A 13,177-nucleotide genomic window follows, 5' to 3' on the forward strand; every position below is an offset into this window, starting at 1 on the left:
GCGCGCCCATGTAGCCGGGGGGTGGATTTTAGGGCAGGCCTTGGGGTCTCTGCCCTTCCCGTTCCGCTATTCCCTATGGCAGGCCCGATGCCTGCCTTGGCGTGGGGCCGCCGGCCCTCACCCCGCCCTCTCCCGGCGGGAGAGGGAGAAAGACAAGGAGCTTAGAACAGCACGCGGCTGCGGATCGTCCCGTTCACCTTGGCCAGCTTCTCCAGCGCTAGGTCGGACGAGGCGGCGTCGATGTCCATCACGACGTAGCCGACCTTCTCGTTCGTCTGCAGGAACTGCGACGAGATGTTGATGTTGTTGTCCGAGAAGATCTTGTTGATCTCGGACAGCACGCCCGGCACGTTGCGGTGGATGTGCAGCAGGCGGTGCTTGCCCGGGTGCGCCGGCAGCGCCACCTCGGGGAAGTTGACCGACGAGGTCGAGGTGCCGTTGTCGCTGTACTTGACCAGCTTCTCGGCCACTTCGAGCCCGATGTTGGCCTGCGCCTCCATGGTCGAGCCGCCGATGTGCGGCGTGAGGATCACGTTGTCCAGCCCGCGCAGCGGCGACAGGAACTCGTCCTTGTTGGTGCGCGGCTCGACCGGGAACACGTCGATCGCAGCGCCCAGCAGCTTCTTGCTCTTCAGGGCCTCGGCCAGCGGCTCGATTTCGACCACGGTGCCGCGCGAGGCGTTGATCAGGATCGACCCCGGCTTCATGGCGGCGATCTCGGCCGCGCCGATCATCCACTGGGTGGCCTGCGTCTCGGGCACGTGCAGGGTCACGATGTCGCTCTGGGCCAGCAGCTGGTGCAGCTCGCGCACCTGGCGGGCGTTGCCCAGCGGCAGCTTGGTGACCACGTCGTAGAAGGCCACGTGCATGCCCAGCGCCTCGGCCAGCACCGACAGCTGCGCGCCGATCGAGCCGTAGCCCACGATGCCCAGCGTCTTGCCGCGGATTTCAAAGGCGTTGTCGGCCGACTTGAGCCAGCCGCCGCGGTGCGCCACGGCGCTCTTCTCGGGCACGCCGCGCAGCAGCAGGATGGCTTCGGCCAGCACCAACTCGGCCACCGAGCGGGTGTTGGAATACGGGGCGTTGAACACGGCCACGCCGTGTTCGCGGGCGGCGTCGAGGTCGACCTGGTTGGTGCCGATGCAGAAGCACCCGGCCGCCACCAGCTTGTGCGCGGCAGCGAACACATCGGCCGTCAACTGGGTGCGCGAGCGGATGCCCACGAAGTGCACGTCGGCGATCTTGGCCTTGAGTTCGGCGTCGGGCAACGCACCCGGCAGCGCCTCGATGTTGGTGTAGCCGGCGGCGCGCAGCACCTCCACGGCCGAAGGGTGGATACCTTCGAGCAAAAGGAACTTGATCCTGCTTTTGTCGAGGGAGGTTTTGCTGCTCATGGCGTACTCAGGAAGGCCCCGGCCATGGCGACAAGCTAGGCCAAAAAAGGGGAGGACGATGCTAGCATGGTGCAGCGCAGCAAGAGCCCCGCAGCCCGCGCCGGGCTTGACGCTAAAGGGGTTTCCCCGATTGGAATAGCCCCCGGGTCCGTGCCCCAATGTGACGCGGCTGTGTCACGCACATGCCCTAGCATTCGCGCTTTCCATTTTTTCCCCGAGGAGACTTCATGCGATTCAAGACGCTCGCGTTGGCATCGGCGCTGGCCGCCACGCTGTTCAATGCAGCCCAGGCCCAGACCGAAATCCAGTGGTGGCATTCCATGACCGCCGTCAACAACGAGTGGGTCAACGACCTGGCCAAGCAGTTCAACGAGAGCCAGAAGGACTACAAGATCGTCCCGACCTTCAAGGGCACGTACGACGAATCGATGACGGCCTCCATCGCGGCCTTCCGCTCGGGCAACGCACCGCACATCCTGCAGGTGTTCGAAGTGGGCACCGCCACCATGATGGCCAGCAAGGGCGCCGTCATTCCGGTCGGCCAGGTCATGAAGGACGCGGGCGAGAAGTTCGACCCGGCCGCCTACATCCCCGCCGTGGCCGGTTACTACACCGCCCCCAACGGCCAGATGCTGAGCTTCCCGTTCAACAGCTCGACCACCATCTTCTACATCAACAAGGACGCCTTCAAGGCGGCCGGCCTGCCCACCGACAAGGCACCGTCGACCTGGCCCGAAGTGGTGGCCGCCGCCGCCAAGCTCAAGGCCAGCGGCCACAAGTGCCCGTTCACCACCGCCTGGCAGAACTGGACGCAGGTCGAGAGCTTCTCGGCTTGGCACAACGTCGAGTTCGCCAGCAAGGCCAACGGCCTGCAGGGCCTGGACGCGCGCCTGAAGGTGAACTCGCCGCTGCACCAGCGCCACATCGAGAACCTGGCCAGCATGTCCAAGCAGGGCCTGTTCATCTACAAGGGCCGCGGCAACGTGCCTGAAGCGTCGTTCGTGTCGGGCGAGTGCGCCATGATCAACACGTCCTCGGGCTTCTACGGCAACGTGGCCAAGAACGCCAAGTTCGCCTACGGCCTGGCGCCCCTGCCCTACTACCCGGACGTGCCGGGCGCACCGCAGAACACCGTGATCGGCGGCGCCAGCCTGTGGGTCATGTCGGGCAAGAAGGCCGCAGAGTACAAGGGCGTGGCCAAGTTCTTCAGCTTCATCTCGACGCCTGAAGTGCAGTCCGCCAGCCACAAGCGCACCGGCTACCTGCCGGTGACCACCGCCTCGTACAAGCTCACCGAAGAATCGGGCTTCTACAAGCAGAACCCCGGCACCGACGTGGCCGTGACGCAGATGATCCGCAAGGTCACCGACAAGAGCCGCGGCATCCGCCTGGGCAACTACGTGCAGATCCGCGCCATCGAGGACGAAGAGCTCGAACAGGTCTGGGGCGGCAAGAAGACGGCCAAGGAGGCCCTCGACGCCATCGTGACCCGCGGCAACGAGCAGCTGGAACGCTTCCAAAAAGCGAACAAAAGCTAACGATTGAAGTTCCGGGCTCCGTGTCCGGCTAATATCGCCCGCCCCCGCACGCCCTTGTTCCAGGGCGCGCCGGGCGGGATTTTTTATGTAGAGGCTTCATGGAAAAACGCGTTTTCTTTCGCTCGGGCTGGTTGCCCTGGCTGCTGCTGACACCGCAGATGGCGGTGATCCTCGTGTTTTTCTTCTGGCCGGCCGGCCAGGCGCTGTTGCAGTCGCTGCAGCAGCAGGACGCGTTCGGCACGTCGGTCGAATTCGTCGGGTTCGACAACTTCCGCCAGCTCTTCAGCGACCCGGCCTATGGCGAGTCGTTCAAGACCACCGCGCTGTTCTCGGTGCTGGTGGCCGGCATTGGCATCAGCCTGTCGCTGATGCTGGCCGTGTTCGCCGACCGCATCACCCGCGGCGGCATGTTCTACAAGACCATGCTGATCCTGCCGTACGCCGTGGCGCCCGCCGTGGCGGCCGTGCTGTGGGTCTTCATGTTCTCGCCCTCGCTGGGCGTCGTGGCCTATGCCCTGGGCAAGATCGGCATCAACTGGAACCACCTGCTCGACTCGGGCCACGCCATGACGCTGATCGTGATGGCCTCGGTGTGGAAGCAGATCTCGTACAACTTCCTGTTCTTCCTGGCCGGCCTGCAGTCGATTCCGAAGTCGCTGATCGAGGCCGCGGCCATCGACGGCGCGCGCCCGTGGCGCCGCTTCTGGACCGTGCAGTTCCCGCTCTTGTCGCCCACCACCTTCTTCCTGCTGGTGATCAACGTGGTCTACGCCTTCTTCGACACCTTCGCGATCGTCGATGCGGCCACGCAAGGCGGCCCGGGCAAGGACACGACCATCCTGGTCTACAAGGTCTACCACGACGGTTTCAAGGGCCTCGACCTGGGCGGTTCGGCCGCGCAGTCGGTGGTGCTGATGGTGATCGTGGTGGCGCTGACGGTCATCCAGTTCCGCTACGTCGAGAAGAAGGTGCAGTACTGATGAAGCAACAAGAACAAATCAAACTGGGCGGAGCGCAGCATGGTTGAGAAACGCGGCACGCAGGGCATCCTGGCCCACGTCATCATGATCCTGGGCGTGTTCATCGTCGCCTTCCCGCTCTACCTGGCGTTCGTGGCGTCCACGCACACGGCCCAGGAAATCGTGCAGGCGCCGATGCCCCTGACACCGGGCTCGAACATCGTCGACAGCTACAAGGGCGCGCTCTTCGGGCGCGAGAACAGCGCGGGCTCCAACGCCCCGGTGGCGCACATGATGTGGGTGAGCTTCGTGACGGCCATGGTCATCGCCATCGGCAAGATCACCATCTCGCTGCTGTCGGCCTTCGCCATCGTGTACTTCCGCTTCCCGTTCAAGAAGATCTGCTTCTGGGCCATCTTCGTGACGCTGATGCTGCCGGTGGAGGTGCGCATCCTGCCCACCTACAAGGTGCTGTCCGACCTGAACATGCTGAACACCTACGCGGGCCTGACGGTGCCGCTGATCGCGTCGGCCACGGCGACCTTCCTGTTCCGCCAGTTCTTCCTCACGGTGCCCGACGAGCTCACCGAAGCGTCGCGCATGGACGGCGCGAGCCCCATGCGCTTCTTCTTCGACGTGCTGCTGCCGCTGTCGAAGACCTCGATCGCGGCGCTGTTCGTGATCCAGTTCATCTACGGCTGGAACCAGTACCTGTGGCCGCTGCTCGCGACCACGAGCGAAGACATGTACCCCGTGGTGGTCGGCATCAAGCGAATGATTGCCGGCGGCGACGGACAGAACGAATGGAACGTCGTGATGGCCACCGCCATCCTGGCGATGCTGCCGCCCGCGCTGGTGGTGATCCTGATGCAAAAGTGGTTCGTCAAGGGCCTCGTGGACACTGAAAAATAACTATGGCTGCTCTCTCTCTACGCAACGTCATCAAGCGCTACGGCCACGGGCCGAAAGCCAACCAGGTCATCCACGGCGTGAGCGCCGAGATCGCCGACCATGAATTCATCGTCATCGTCGGCCCCTCGGGCTGCGGCAAGTCGACGCTGCTGCGCATGGTGGCCGGCCTCGAGGAAATCTCGGCCGGCGAGATCGCCATCGGCGGCAAGGTGGTGAACCAGCTCGAACCTTCCGAGCGCGACATCGCCATGGTGTTCCAGAACTACGCGCTGTACCCGCACATGAGCGTGTTCGCGAACATGGCCTACGGCCTGAAGATCGCCAAGGTGCCGAAGGACGAGATCAAGGTGCGCGTCGACAAGGCGGCCAAGATCCTCGAGCTGGGCCACCTGCTGGAGCGCAAGCCGCGCGAGCTCTCGGGCGGCCAGCGCCAGCGCGTGGCCATGGGCCGCGCCATCGTGCGCCAGCCGCGCGTGTTCCTGTTCGACGAACCGCTGTCGAACCTCGACGCCAAGCTGCGCGCGCAGACCCGCCTCGAAATCCAGAAGCTGCACCGCGAGCTGGGCATCACCTCGCTGTTCGTGACGCACGACCAGGTCGAGGCCATGACGCTGGCACAACGCATCATCGTGATGAACGGCGGCGTGATGGACCAGTTCGCCACGCCCGAAGAGGTGTATTCGCGCCCGGCCACCACGTTCGTGGCGAGCTTCATCGGCTCGCCGCCGATGAACCTGCTGCGGCACGCACCGGGCGTGCGCCCGGGCCAGATCCTCGGCATCCGCCCCGAGCACATGAAGCTCGACGAAAGCGGCTGGACAGTGCAGGTCGAACAGGTCGAACTGCTGGGCGCCGAGCGCCTGGTGTACGGCCGCATCGGCGACGAGCAGATCATCATGCGCACCGACGAAGGCGACCATCCGCCGGTGGCCGGCGACACGGTGAAGATCGCCGCGCGCGAAGACAAGCTGCACTGGTTCGACGCCGGCTCCGGCAAGCGCGCCGACTGAGCGATGGCCGAACGCAGCCCCTGGCCCTACCCCCGCTGGGTCGCGCACCGCGGCGCCGGCAAGCTGGCGCCTGAAAACACGCTCGCCGCCTTCCGCTTCGGCGCGTCGCATGGCTACCGCATGTTCGAGTGCGATGCCAAGCTCAGCGCCGACGGCGTGGTCTTTTTGATGCACGACGCCACGCTCGACCGCACCACCAACGGCCACGGCATCGGCGGCCAGCAGGCGTGGGGCGCGCTGTCGCAGCTCGACGCCGGCGGCTGGCACTCGCGCGCGTTCGCGGGCGAGCCGCTGCCCACGCTGGAGAACCTGGCGCGCTTCTGCCGCGCCAACGACCTGCTGCTGAACATCGAGATCAAGCCCACGCCCGGCACCGAACGCGAGACCGGCGAGGTGGTGGCACGCGAAGCCGCGCGCCTCTGGCAGGGCGCGGCCGTGCCGCCGCTGCTCACCTCGTTCCAGATCGACGCGCTGAAGGGCGCCCAGGCCGTGCAGCCCGAACTGCCGCGCGGCCTGCTGCTCGACACGCTCTGGAACGGCTGGCTCGACACCGCGCTGAGCCTGGAATGCCAGGCCATCGTCTGCAACCACGCACTGTGGGACGCCACCACCGTGGCGCAGGTGCATGGCGCGGGCCTGCGCTCGCTGAGCTACACGGTGAACGACGATTGGGCCGCGCAGCGGCTCATCGACCTGGGCACCGACGGCATCATCACCGACCGCGTCGACCTGTTCAGTCCCGCGGGCTGAGGCTGCATTTCTTACCCGTTCTTACGTCATGGCGGCTTCTATGATGCGGCCATGAATCGGACCTCTCGCCTCGCGGGCCTGCGCCTTCCCGCCCTCCTGGCCGCGTTGACCGTGTGGGCCCTGCTGATGTGCGGCAGCGCCCTCGCGCAGCCCGACGCCAGCATGAACGCCGGCAACGGCAACCCCAACAACAGCGCCAACACCGTGGCCGCGGCCGCCGCCCCGCCGCCCACCATCGCCGAGCTGCGCGCGCAGTTCGCGCGCATCGCGCCCACGGGCAAGGCCAATGCCAGCGTCGTTCCGGGCGCCGAAGACGACGCACGCAAGCAGCTCGCGCAGATCAACGAGATCGGCGTGCAGGCCGACAAGTTCGTCGCCGCCCGCGCCAGCGAACTGGCCGACCTGAACGCACGGCTCGGCGAACTCGGCAACCCGCCCGCCGCCGGCGCCACCGAAGACCCCAACATCACGCGCCAGCGCGCGCAGCTGACCAAGGAGCGCAATGCGCTCGACGCGGACATCCGCCTGGCCAAACTGCTGGCGATCGACGTGCGCCAGCGCGGCACCGACGTGGTGTCGCAGCGGCGCCAGCAGTTCGAAGCCGAACTCACCAGCCGCGCCGCCTCGCCGCTCGGCGGCGAGTTCTGGGACGACTTGCGCGAGGCCTGGCCCGACGACCTGGCCCGGCTGCAGGCGATCGGATCGGCGCTCGGCGATGGTTTCGATCAGGCGCTGCAGCCCGAAAGCCGCACGCCGGTGATCGCCGCCTTCATCGGCGCGCTGCTGCTCGCATGGCTCGGTGTCTGGGCCGCCGAGCGCGGGCTGACGCGGCTGGCCACGCGCGTGCTGCCGGCCGGACGGCTGCGCCGCTCGCTGCTGGTGATCGCCATCGTCGCCACGCACGTGCTGCTGGTCGCCGTGGCCGCACACGGCGTCGTCGAGGTGCTCAAGGCCCACGCGATGTGGGACGCGCAGGCGCGCAAGGCGCTGCAATCGGCGGCGCAGACGCTGACCTTCATGGCGTTCATCATCGGCCTGGGACGCGGGCTGCTGGCCACCGGGCGGCCGTCGTGGCGCCTGCCGGCCATTCCCGACCTCACGGCGCAGCGCCTGTCGGCGCTGCCGTGGCTGGTGGCGCTGGTGGCCGCGCTGGCGTGGACGCCCGCCGAGATCAACGCGCTCATCGACGCCAGCTTTGCCGCCGTGGTCACCACGCATGTCGCGACGGCGCTGCTGCTCACCGCGCTGGTCGGCACCGTCGTGTACCGCCTGAAGGCGCTGCGCGCCGACGCGCCCGACGCCGGCCTGCCCGAACGGCCGATGTGGGTCGGGGTGCTGGTTGCGCTGATCGTGGTGCTGGTGATCGCGATCTGGGTGCTGGTGGCCTTCGGCTACGTGGCGCTGGCGAGTTTCCTGGCCTCGCAGCTCACCTGGAGCGGCATCGTCGCGGCGGCCTTCTACGTGCTGTTCAAGTTCGCCGACGACCTGTTCATGGCCGTGGTGTCGTCGCGCAGCGCCTCCGGCCAGCGGCTGCAGAAGAGCTTCGGCCTGGCGCCGCAGACGCTCGACCAGGCGGCCACGGTGCTCTCGGGCCTGAGCCGCGTGGCGCTGTTCTTCTACATGCTGGTGGCGCTGGCCGCGCCGCTGGGCACGGGCCCGGGCGAGGTGTTCCAGCGCGGCGGCAAGCTCGGCACCGGCGTGAAGGTGGGCGAGTTCCAGCTGGTGCCGGGCGCGATCCTCAGCGCCGTGGCCGTCGCGGTGATCGGCTTCATCGTGCTGCGGGTGTTCAAGCGCTGGCTCTCGCGCAGCTATCTGCCGAGCACGCAGTTCGAGCCGGGCATGCAAAGCTCGATCACCACGCTGCTGGGCTACGTGGGCGGCATCCTGGTGGTGGCGTTTTCGCTGTCGGCGCTGGGCATCGGCATCGAGCGCATCGCGTGGGTGGCCAGCGCGCTGTCGGTGGGCATCGGTTTCGGCCTACAGGCCATCGTGCAGAACTTCATCTCGGGGCTCATCCTGCTGGCCGAACAGCCGGTGAAGGTGGGCGACTGGGTGGTGCTGGGCACCACCGAGGGCGACGTGCGGCGCATCAACGTGCGCGCCACCGAGATCCAGCTGGGCGACCGCTCGACGCTGATCGTGCCGAACTCGGAGTTCATCACCAAGACCGTGCGCAACATGACGCTGGCCAACGCCGAGGGCCGCGTGCTGATCCGCCTGCCGATGCCGCTGACCACCGACGCGCAGCGCGTGCGCGAGCTGATCCTCGAGGCCTGCCGCGCGCACGAGGGCGTGCTGGAAACGCCGGCGCCCTCGCTCACGCTCGAAGGCATCGAGAACGGGCTGCTGATCTTCCAGGCCATCGCCTACGTGTCGAGCCCCCGGCTGGCGGGCGGCGTGCGCAGCGATCTGCTGTTCACGATCCTCGATGCGCTCAAGCAGGCCGACCTGCCGCTGGCCACGCCCACCACGCTCGTGATGGCGGCCGCCGCGCCGGTGCTGCCCGCCGAGCCGTCGCCGGCGCCGGCCACGCCGGCCTCTCCTTTGCCGGGCACCACCAGCACCTGAAGCACTCGCCGCTCTATTCGAGCGGCAGTGCCCCCGTGCACTTGATCTCGTTCAGGCACACGCTGGAGCGCACGGCCGACACGCCGGGCATGTGCATCAGCGTGTGCATGAGGAACTGCGACAGCGCCTCCAGGTCGCGCGCGACCACCTTGAGCACGTAGTCGAAGTCGCCGGTCACCGAGTAGCACTCCAGGATCTGCCGCATGTCGGCGATCAGGTCCTGGAACTTGGGCAGCTCGTCGACGTGGCCACGCGCCATCGTGACGTGGATGAAGGCAATCACGCCGAGCCCGATGTGGCGCGCGTTCAGCCGCGCGGCGTAGCCGCTGATCAGCCCCAGTTCTTCGAGCCGCCGGTGGCGCCGCAGGCACTGCGCGGGCGACAGCTGGGCCACCTCGGCCAGGTCCAGGTTGGACGCGCGGCCATGCGCCTGGAGGTGGTCCAGAATCCGCCGGTCGGTGCGGTCGAGTTCGATGATCTGCAATTTCGTCTCTCTATATGCCTCAATGATGCAATTATGTTTCTTAAAGCGGGGAAAGCCCGAGGGGTTCATGCACCTTAATTGTGCAAAGTACGATCTAGACTTCGACGCGCCCGGACGGCGTTGCATCCATCCGGGCCGCTGAATGGCGCCCCAGGCTTTGCCGGCGGCTTCGAACGCACCCACACCCCTTTCCCCACCCGGAGACCCTTACGTGAAAAACGCTTTGCTTCGCACCCCCTTCAGCGCCGTGGCCCTGGCCCTCGGCGTGCTCGCCGCCGCACCGGCCCTGGCCGCCGACAAGTCGGTCGCCGTGACCGCCATCGTCGAGCACCCGGCGCTGGACGCCGTGCGCGACGGCGTGAAGGAAGAGCTGAAGGCCGCCGGCTACGAGGTGGGCAAGAACCTCAAGTTCAGCTACCAGAGCGCACAGGGCAACGTGGGCACCGCGGCCCAGATCGCCCGCAAGTACGTGGGTGACGCGCCCGACGTGATCGTCGCCATCGCCACGCCGTCGGCACAGGCGACCGTGGCCGCCACCAAGACGATTCCCGTCGTGTACTCGGCCATCACCGACCCGGTGGCCGCCAAGCTGGTGAAGAACTGGGAGCCCTCGGGCACCAACGTGACCGGCGTGTCCGACCTGTCGCCGCTCGAGAAGCACATCGACCTGATCAAGAAGGTTGTGCCGAATGCCAAGCGCATCGGCGTGATCTACAGCCCGGGTGAAGCCAACTCGGTGGCCATCGTCACCGCGCTGAAGAAGGCCGCTGCCGACGCCGGCATGACCGTGGTCGAAGCCGCCGCCGCGCGCACGGTCGACGTGCCCACCGCCGCCCAGAGCCTGGTCGGCAAGGCCGACGTGATCTACACGCCCACCGACAACAACGTGGTCTCGGCCTTCGAAGGCATCGTGAAGGTGGCCCAGCAGGCCAAGCTGCCCGTGGTGGCCGCCGACACCGCCACCGTCGAGCGCGGCGCCGTGGCCGCACTGGGCCTGAACTACACCGACATCGGCCGCCAGACCGGCAAGATCGTGGTGCGCATCCTGAAGGGCGAGAAGCCCGGCACCATCGCCTCGCAGACCAGCACCAACTTCGAGCTGGTGGTGAACCCCGGCGCGGCCAAGCTGCAGGGCGTGACCCTGTCGGACGCGCTGCTGAAGTCGGCGAAGGTCGTCAGCACCAAGTAAAAGCCGCCCCGGCGGGCCTTTAGCTCCCGGCGCAGGCCGGGCGCGCCAGCCCGCCGACTGCGCTCCCCGGAAGCCCCCATGTCCCTCATTGCTTCGCTGGGCGCCATCGAGATCGGTCTGATTTTCGGACTGGTCGCGCTGGGCGTCTTCATGTCGTTTCGCATCATCAACTTTCCCGACCTCACGGTGGACGGCAGCTTTCCGCTGGGCGCCGCCGTGGCCGCGACGCTCATCGTCGCGGGCTGGAACCCCGCCGCCGCCACGGCCGTGGCCTGCGTGGCCGGTGCCGCGGCGGGCTGGCTCACGGCCTGGCTCAACGTCAAGCTGAAGATCATGCAGCTGCTCGCGAGCATCCTGGTGATGATCGCGCTGTACTCCATCAACCTGCGCGTGATGGGCAAGCCCAACGTGGCGCTCATCACCGAACCCACGGTGTTCAGCATGGTCAGCTTCGGCGGCATGCCCGAGCAGTGGGCCAAGCCGCTGTTGCTGCTGATCATCGTGATCGCCGCGAAGATCCTGGTCGACATGTTCTTCGCCTCCGAAGCTGGCTTGGCGATGCGCGCCACCGGCGGCAATGCGCGCATGGCGCGTGCGCAGGGCATCTCGACCGACTTCCACACAATGGCGGGCCTGGCGCTCTCCAACGCACTGGTGGCGCTGGCCGGTGCGCTGTTCGCGCAGAGCCAGGGCACGGCCGACATCTCGATGGGCGTGGGCACGATCGTGATCGGCCTGGCCGCCGTGATCATCGGCGAGACCCTGCTGCCCGCGCGCAGCATGGTCATCACCACGCTGGCCTGCGTGCTGGGTGCGCTGCTGTATCGCTTCTTCATCGCGATGGCGCTCAACACCGACTTCATGGGCCTGCAGGCGCAAGACCTGAACCTGGTCACCGCCGTGCTCGTGGCGTTCGCGCTGCTGGTGCCCGCCTACAAGCGCAAGCTGGGCGGACTCTTCAAAGGGAAGAACTGATGCTGCGCGCGCAACAACTCGAAATCACCTTCAACCCCGGCACGCCGATCGAAAACCGCGTGCTGCGCGGCCTGAGCCTGGACATTCCGACCGGCCAGTTCGTCACCGTGATCGGCTCGAACGGCGCGGGCAAGTCGACCTTTCTCAACGCGATCAGCGGCGACCTGATGGTCGACAAGGGCCGCCTCGAAATCGACGGCAAGGACGTGACCCGCCTGAACGCCTGGCAGCGCTCGGGCATGGTGGCCCGCGTGTTCCAGGACCCGATGGCCGGCACCTGCGAGGCGCTGACCATCGAGGAAAACATGGCGCTGGCGTGGAAGCGCGGCGAGCGCAGGGGCTTCGGCTTTTCGCTCAACCGCAACCTGCGCGAGCTGTTCCGCGAGAAGCTGTCGATCCTGAAGCTGGGCCTCGAAAACCGGCTGGCCGACCGCATCGGCCTGCTCTCGGGCGGCCAGCGCCAGGCCGTGAGCCTGCTGATGGCGTCGCTGCGGCCCTCGCGCATCCTGCTGCTCGACGAGCACACCGCCGCCCTCGACCCGAAGACCGCCGCCTTCGTGCTGGAGCTCACCGCCAAGATCGTCGAAGGCAGCCAGCTCACCGCGATGATGGTCACGCACAGCATGCGCCAGGCGCTGGACTACGGCTCGCGCACCGTGATGCTGCACGAAGGCCAGGTGATCCTCGACGTGGCCGGCGACCAGCGCGCGGGCCTGGACGTGCCCGACCTGCTGCGCATGTTCGAGCAGACGCGCGGCGAGAAGCTGGACGACGACAAGCTGCTGCTGGCCTGATGCACGCGGTGCCTTCCGCCCTTCTCGTGCGCGATATGCGCGGGGACGACCTCGAAGCCGTGCTGGCGATCCAGCTCGCCTGCTACGGCGCGGGGTTCGTGGAGGACGGCGTGCTCATCGCGCGGCGGCTGGCGGCCTCGCCGCAGACCGGCTGGGTGGCTGAGCACGGCGGCGCCGTGCGGGCCTACCTGGCGGCCTACCCCTCCCAGCGCGGCAAGCTCACACCGCTGCACGGCGACTTCGAGGTCGCACCCGACGCCGACGCGCTCTACCTGCACGACCTGGCGGTGCACCCCGAGGCCTCGGGGCTGGGCCTGGGGCCGCGCCTGGTGCGCCACGCCTGGGCGCACGCACTGCGCGCGGGCTGGCGGCATTCGACGCTGGTGTCGGTGCAGGCCTCGGTCGGGTTCTGGGAGCGCCAGGGGTATGCGGCCACGGCGCCGGCCGGCGACGAGCAGCAGGCCCGGCTGACAACCTACCCCGGGCACTCGGTCTACATGGCCCGCCGGCTGGACTGAGAAGGTGTGAATGAATCCGGCGTGGCCGAGCAGCCCGCCCAGGCGCGTCCCATCAAGGCGCAAAGCGCAGCCATAGCTCGGGCTAT

The 13,177-nt window shown here is 67.5% G+C and carries 12 protein-coding genes; 10 read left to right on the forward strand and 2 right to left on the reverse strand.

The genetic code is table 11. The annotated features are described in order from the left end of the window. Positions 1-161: 161 nt before the first annotated feature. A complete protein-coding gene (gene serA, locus IG196_RS24005; protein WP_192193315.1) occupies positions 162-1,394 on the reverse strand; it encodes a phosphoglycerate dehydrogenase in 1,233 nt (410 codons plus the stop codon). Positions 1,395-1,621: 227 nt separating this feature from the next. Between serA and ugpB the strand changes: the two genes are divergently transcribed. The 6 genes from ugpB (at position 1,622) to IG196_RS24035 (ending at position 9,131) form a co-directional block, all read left to right on the forward strand. Continuing rightward, positions 1,622-2,932 carry a sn-glycerol-3-phosphate ABC transporter substrate-binding protein UgpB gene (gene ugpB, locus IG196_RS24010; RefSeq protein WP_101488988.1) on the forward strand — a complete coding sequence of 437 codons (1,311 nt, stop codon included), beginning with the start codon at positions 1,622-1,624 and terminating at the stop codon, positions 2,930-2,932. A 98-nt stretch (positions 2,933-3,030) separates the two neighbouring features. Continuing rightward, a complete protein-coding gene (ugpA, locus tag IG196_RS24015; protein WP_101488987.1) occupies positions 3,031-3,912 on the forward strand; it encodes a sn-glycerol-3-phosphate ABC transporter permease UgpA in 882 nt (293 codons plus the stop codon). A gap of 39 nt (positions 3,913-3,951) precedes the next feature. Beyond that, positions 3,952-4,803, forward strand: a complete 852-nt coding sequence (gene ugpE, locus IG196_RS24020; protein WP_099792315.1) for a sn-glycerol-3-phosphate ABC transporter permease UgpE — start codon at positions 3,952-3,954, stop codon at positions 4,801-4,803. A gap of 2 nt (positions 4,804-4,805) precedes the next feature. Beyond that, entirely contained in the window at positions 4,806-5,813 is a 1,008-nt protein-coding gene (locus tag IG196_RS24025; RefSeq protein ID WP_192193316.1) for a sn-glycerol-3-phosphate import ATP-binding protein UgpC, read from the forward strand. 3 nt (positions 5,814-5,816) lie between these two features. Next, on the forward strand, positions 5,817-6,563 hold the full coding sequence (ugpQ, locus tag IG196_RS24030; RefSeq protein WP_192193317.1) for a glycerophosphodiester phosphodiesterase: 747 nt from the start codon (positions 5,817-5,819) through the stop codon (positions 6,561-6,563). A gap of 51 nt (positions 6,564-6,614) precedes the next feature. After that, entirely contained in the window at positions 6,615-9,131 is a 2,517-nt protein-coding gene (locus tag IG196_RS24035; protein ID WP_192193318.1) for a DUF3772 domain-containing protein, read from the forward strand. Between the two features lie 13 nt (positions 9,132-9,144). Here the strand turns inward: IG196_RS24035 and IG196_RS24040 are convergent, their stop codons facing one another. Continuing rightward, on the reverse strand, positions 9,145-9,615 hold the full coding sequence (locus IG196_RS24040; protein ID WP_056578260.1) for an Lrp/AsnC family transcriptional regulator: 471 nt from the start codon (positions 9,613-9,615) through the stop codon (positions 9,145-9,147). Between the two features lie 211 nt (positions 9,616-9,826). Here IG196_RS24040 and IG196_RS24045 point away from each other — a divergent pair, with 211 nt between their 5' ends. From IG196_RS24045 to IG196_RS24060, 4 genes are all read left to right on the forward strand, one after another. Further along, a complete protein-coding gene (locus IG196_RS24045; protein ID WP_180288568.1) occupies positions 9,827-10,804 on the forward strand; it encodes an ABC transporter substrate-binding protein in 978 nt (325 codons plus the stop codon). Between the two features lie 78 nt (positions 10,805-10,882). Beyond that, the gene (locus tag IG196_RS24050) at positions 10,883-11,779 is read left to right on the forward strand and encodes an ABC transporter permease (protein ID WP_192193319.1); all 897 of its coding nucleotides are present in this window, start codon (positions 10,883-10,885) and stop codon (positions 11,777-11,779) included. Beyond that, complete coding sequence (locus tag IG196_RS24055) at positions 11,779-12,573, forward strand: ABC transporter ATP-binding protein (protein ID WP_192193320.1); 795 nt, start codon at positions 11,779-11,781, stop codon at positions 12,571-12,573. The genes IG196_RS24050 and IG196_RS24055 overlap by 1 nt, the downstream gene beginning before the upstream one ends. Then, positions 12,573-13,091 carry a GNAT family N-acetyltransferase gene (locus IG196_RS24060; RefSeq protein ID WP_192193321.1) on the forward strand — a complete coding sequence of 173 codons (519 nt, stop codon included), beginning with the start codon at positions 12,573-12,575 and terminating at the stop codon, positions 13,089-13,091. Before IG196_RS24055 ends, IG196_RS24060 begins: the two co-directional genes overlap by 1 nt. The last annotated feature ends 86 nt before the right edge of the window (positions 13,092-13,177 follow it).

Origin of the sequence: Variovorax sp. 38R (assembly GCF_014843395.1) — a bacterium.
Classification (GTDB): domain Bacteria; phylum Pseudomonadota; class Gammaproteobacteria; order Burkholderiales; family Burkholderiaceae_C; genus Variovorax; species Variovorax paradoxus_H.

What these genes read in the sequence shown, in the direction of transcription:
- serA (WP_192193315.1), bottom strand. Translation starts at nt 1,394, where the DNA reads ATGAGCAGCAAAACCTCCCTCGACAAAAGCAGGATCAAGTTCCTTTTG.
- ugpB (WP_101488988.1), top strand. Translation starts at nt 1,622, where the DNA reads ATGCGATTCAAGACGCTCGCGTTGGCATCGGCGCTGGCCGCCACGCTG.
- IG196_RS24055 (WP_192193320.1), top strand. Translation starts at nt 11,779, where the DNA reads ATGCTGCGCGCGCAACAACTCGAAATCACCTTCAACCCCGGCACGCCG.
- IG196_RS24035 (WP_192193318.1), top strand. Translation starts at nt 6,615, where the DNA reads ATGAATCGGACCTCTCGCCTCGCGGGCCTGCGCCTTCCCGCCCTCCTG.
- ugpQ (WP_192193317.1), top strand. Translation starts at nt 5,817, where the DNA reads ATGGCCGAACGCAGCCCCTGGCCCTACCCCCGCTGGGTCGCGCACCGC.
- IG196_RS24060 (WP_192193321.1), top strand. Translation starts at nt 12,573, where the DNA reads ATGCACGCGGTGCCTTCCGCCCTTCTCGTGCGCGATATGCGCGGGGAC.
- IG196_RS24050 (WP_192193319.1), top strand. Translation starts at nt 10,883, where the DNA reads ATGTCCCTCATTGCTTCGCTGGGCGCCATCGAGATCGGTCTGATTTTC.
- IG196_RS24025 (WP_192193316.1), top strand. Translation starts at nt 4,806, where the DNA reads ATGGCTGCTCTCTCTCTACGCAACGTCATCAAGCGCTACGGCCACGGG.
- ugpE (WP_099792315.1), top strand. Translation starts at nt 3,952, where the DNA reads ATGGTTGAGAAACGCGGCACGCAGGGCATCCTGGCCCACGTCATCATG.
- ugpA (WP_101488987.1), top strand. Translation starts at nt 3,031, where the DNA reads ATGGAAAAACGCGTTTTCTTTCGCTCGGGCTGGTTGCCCTGGCTGCTG.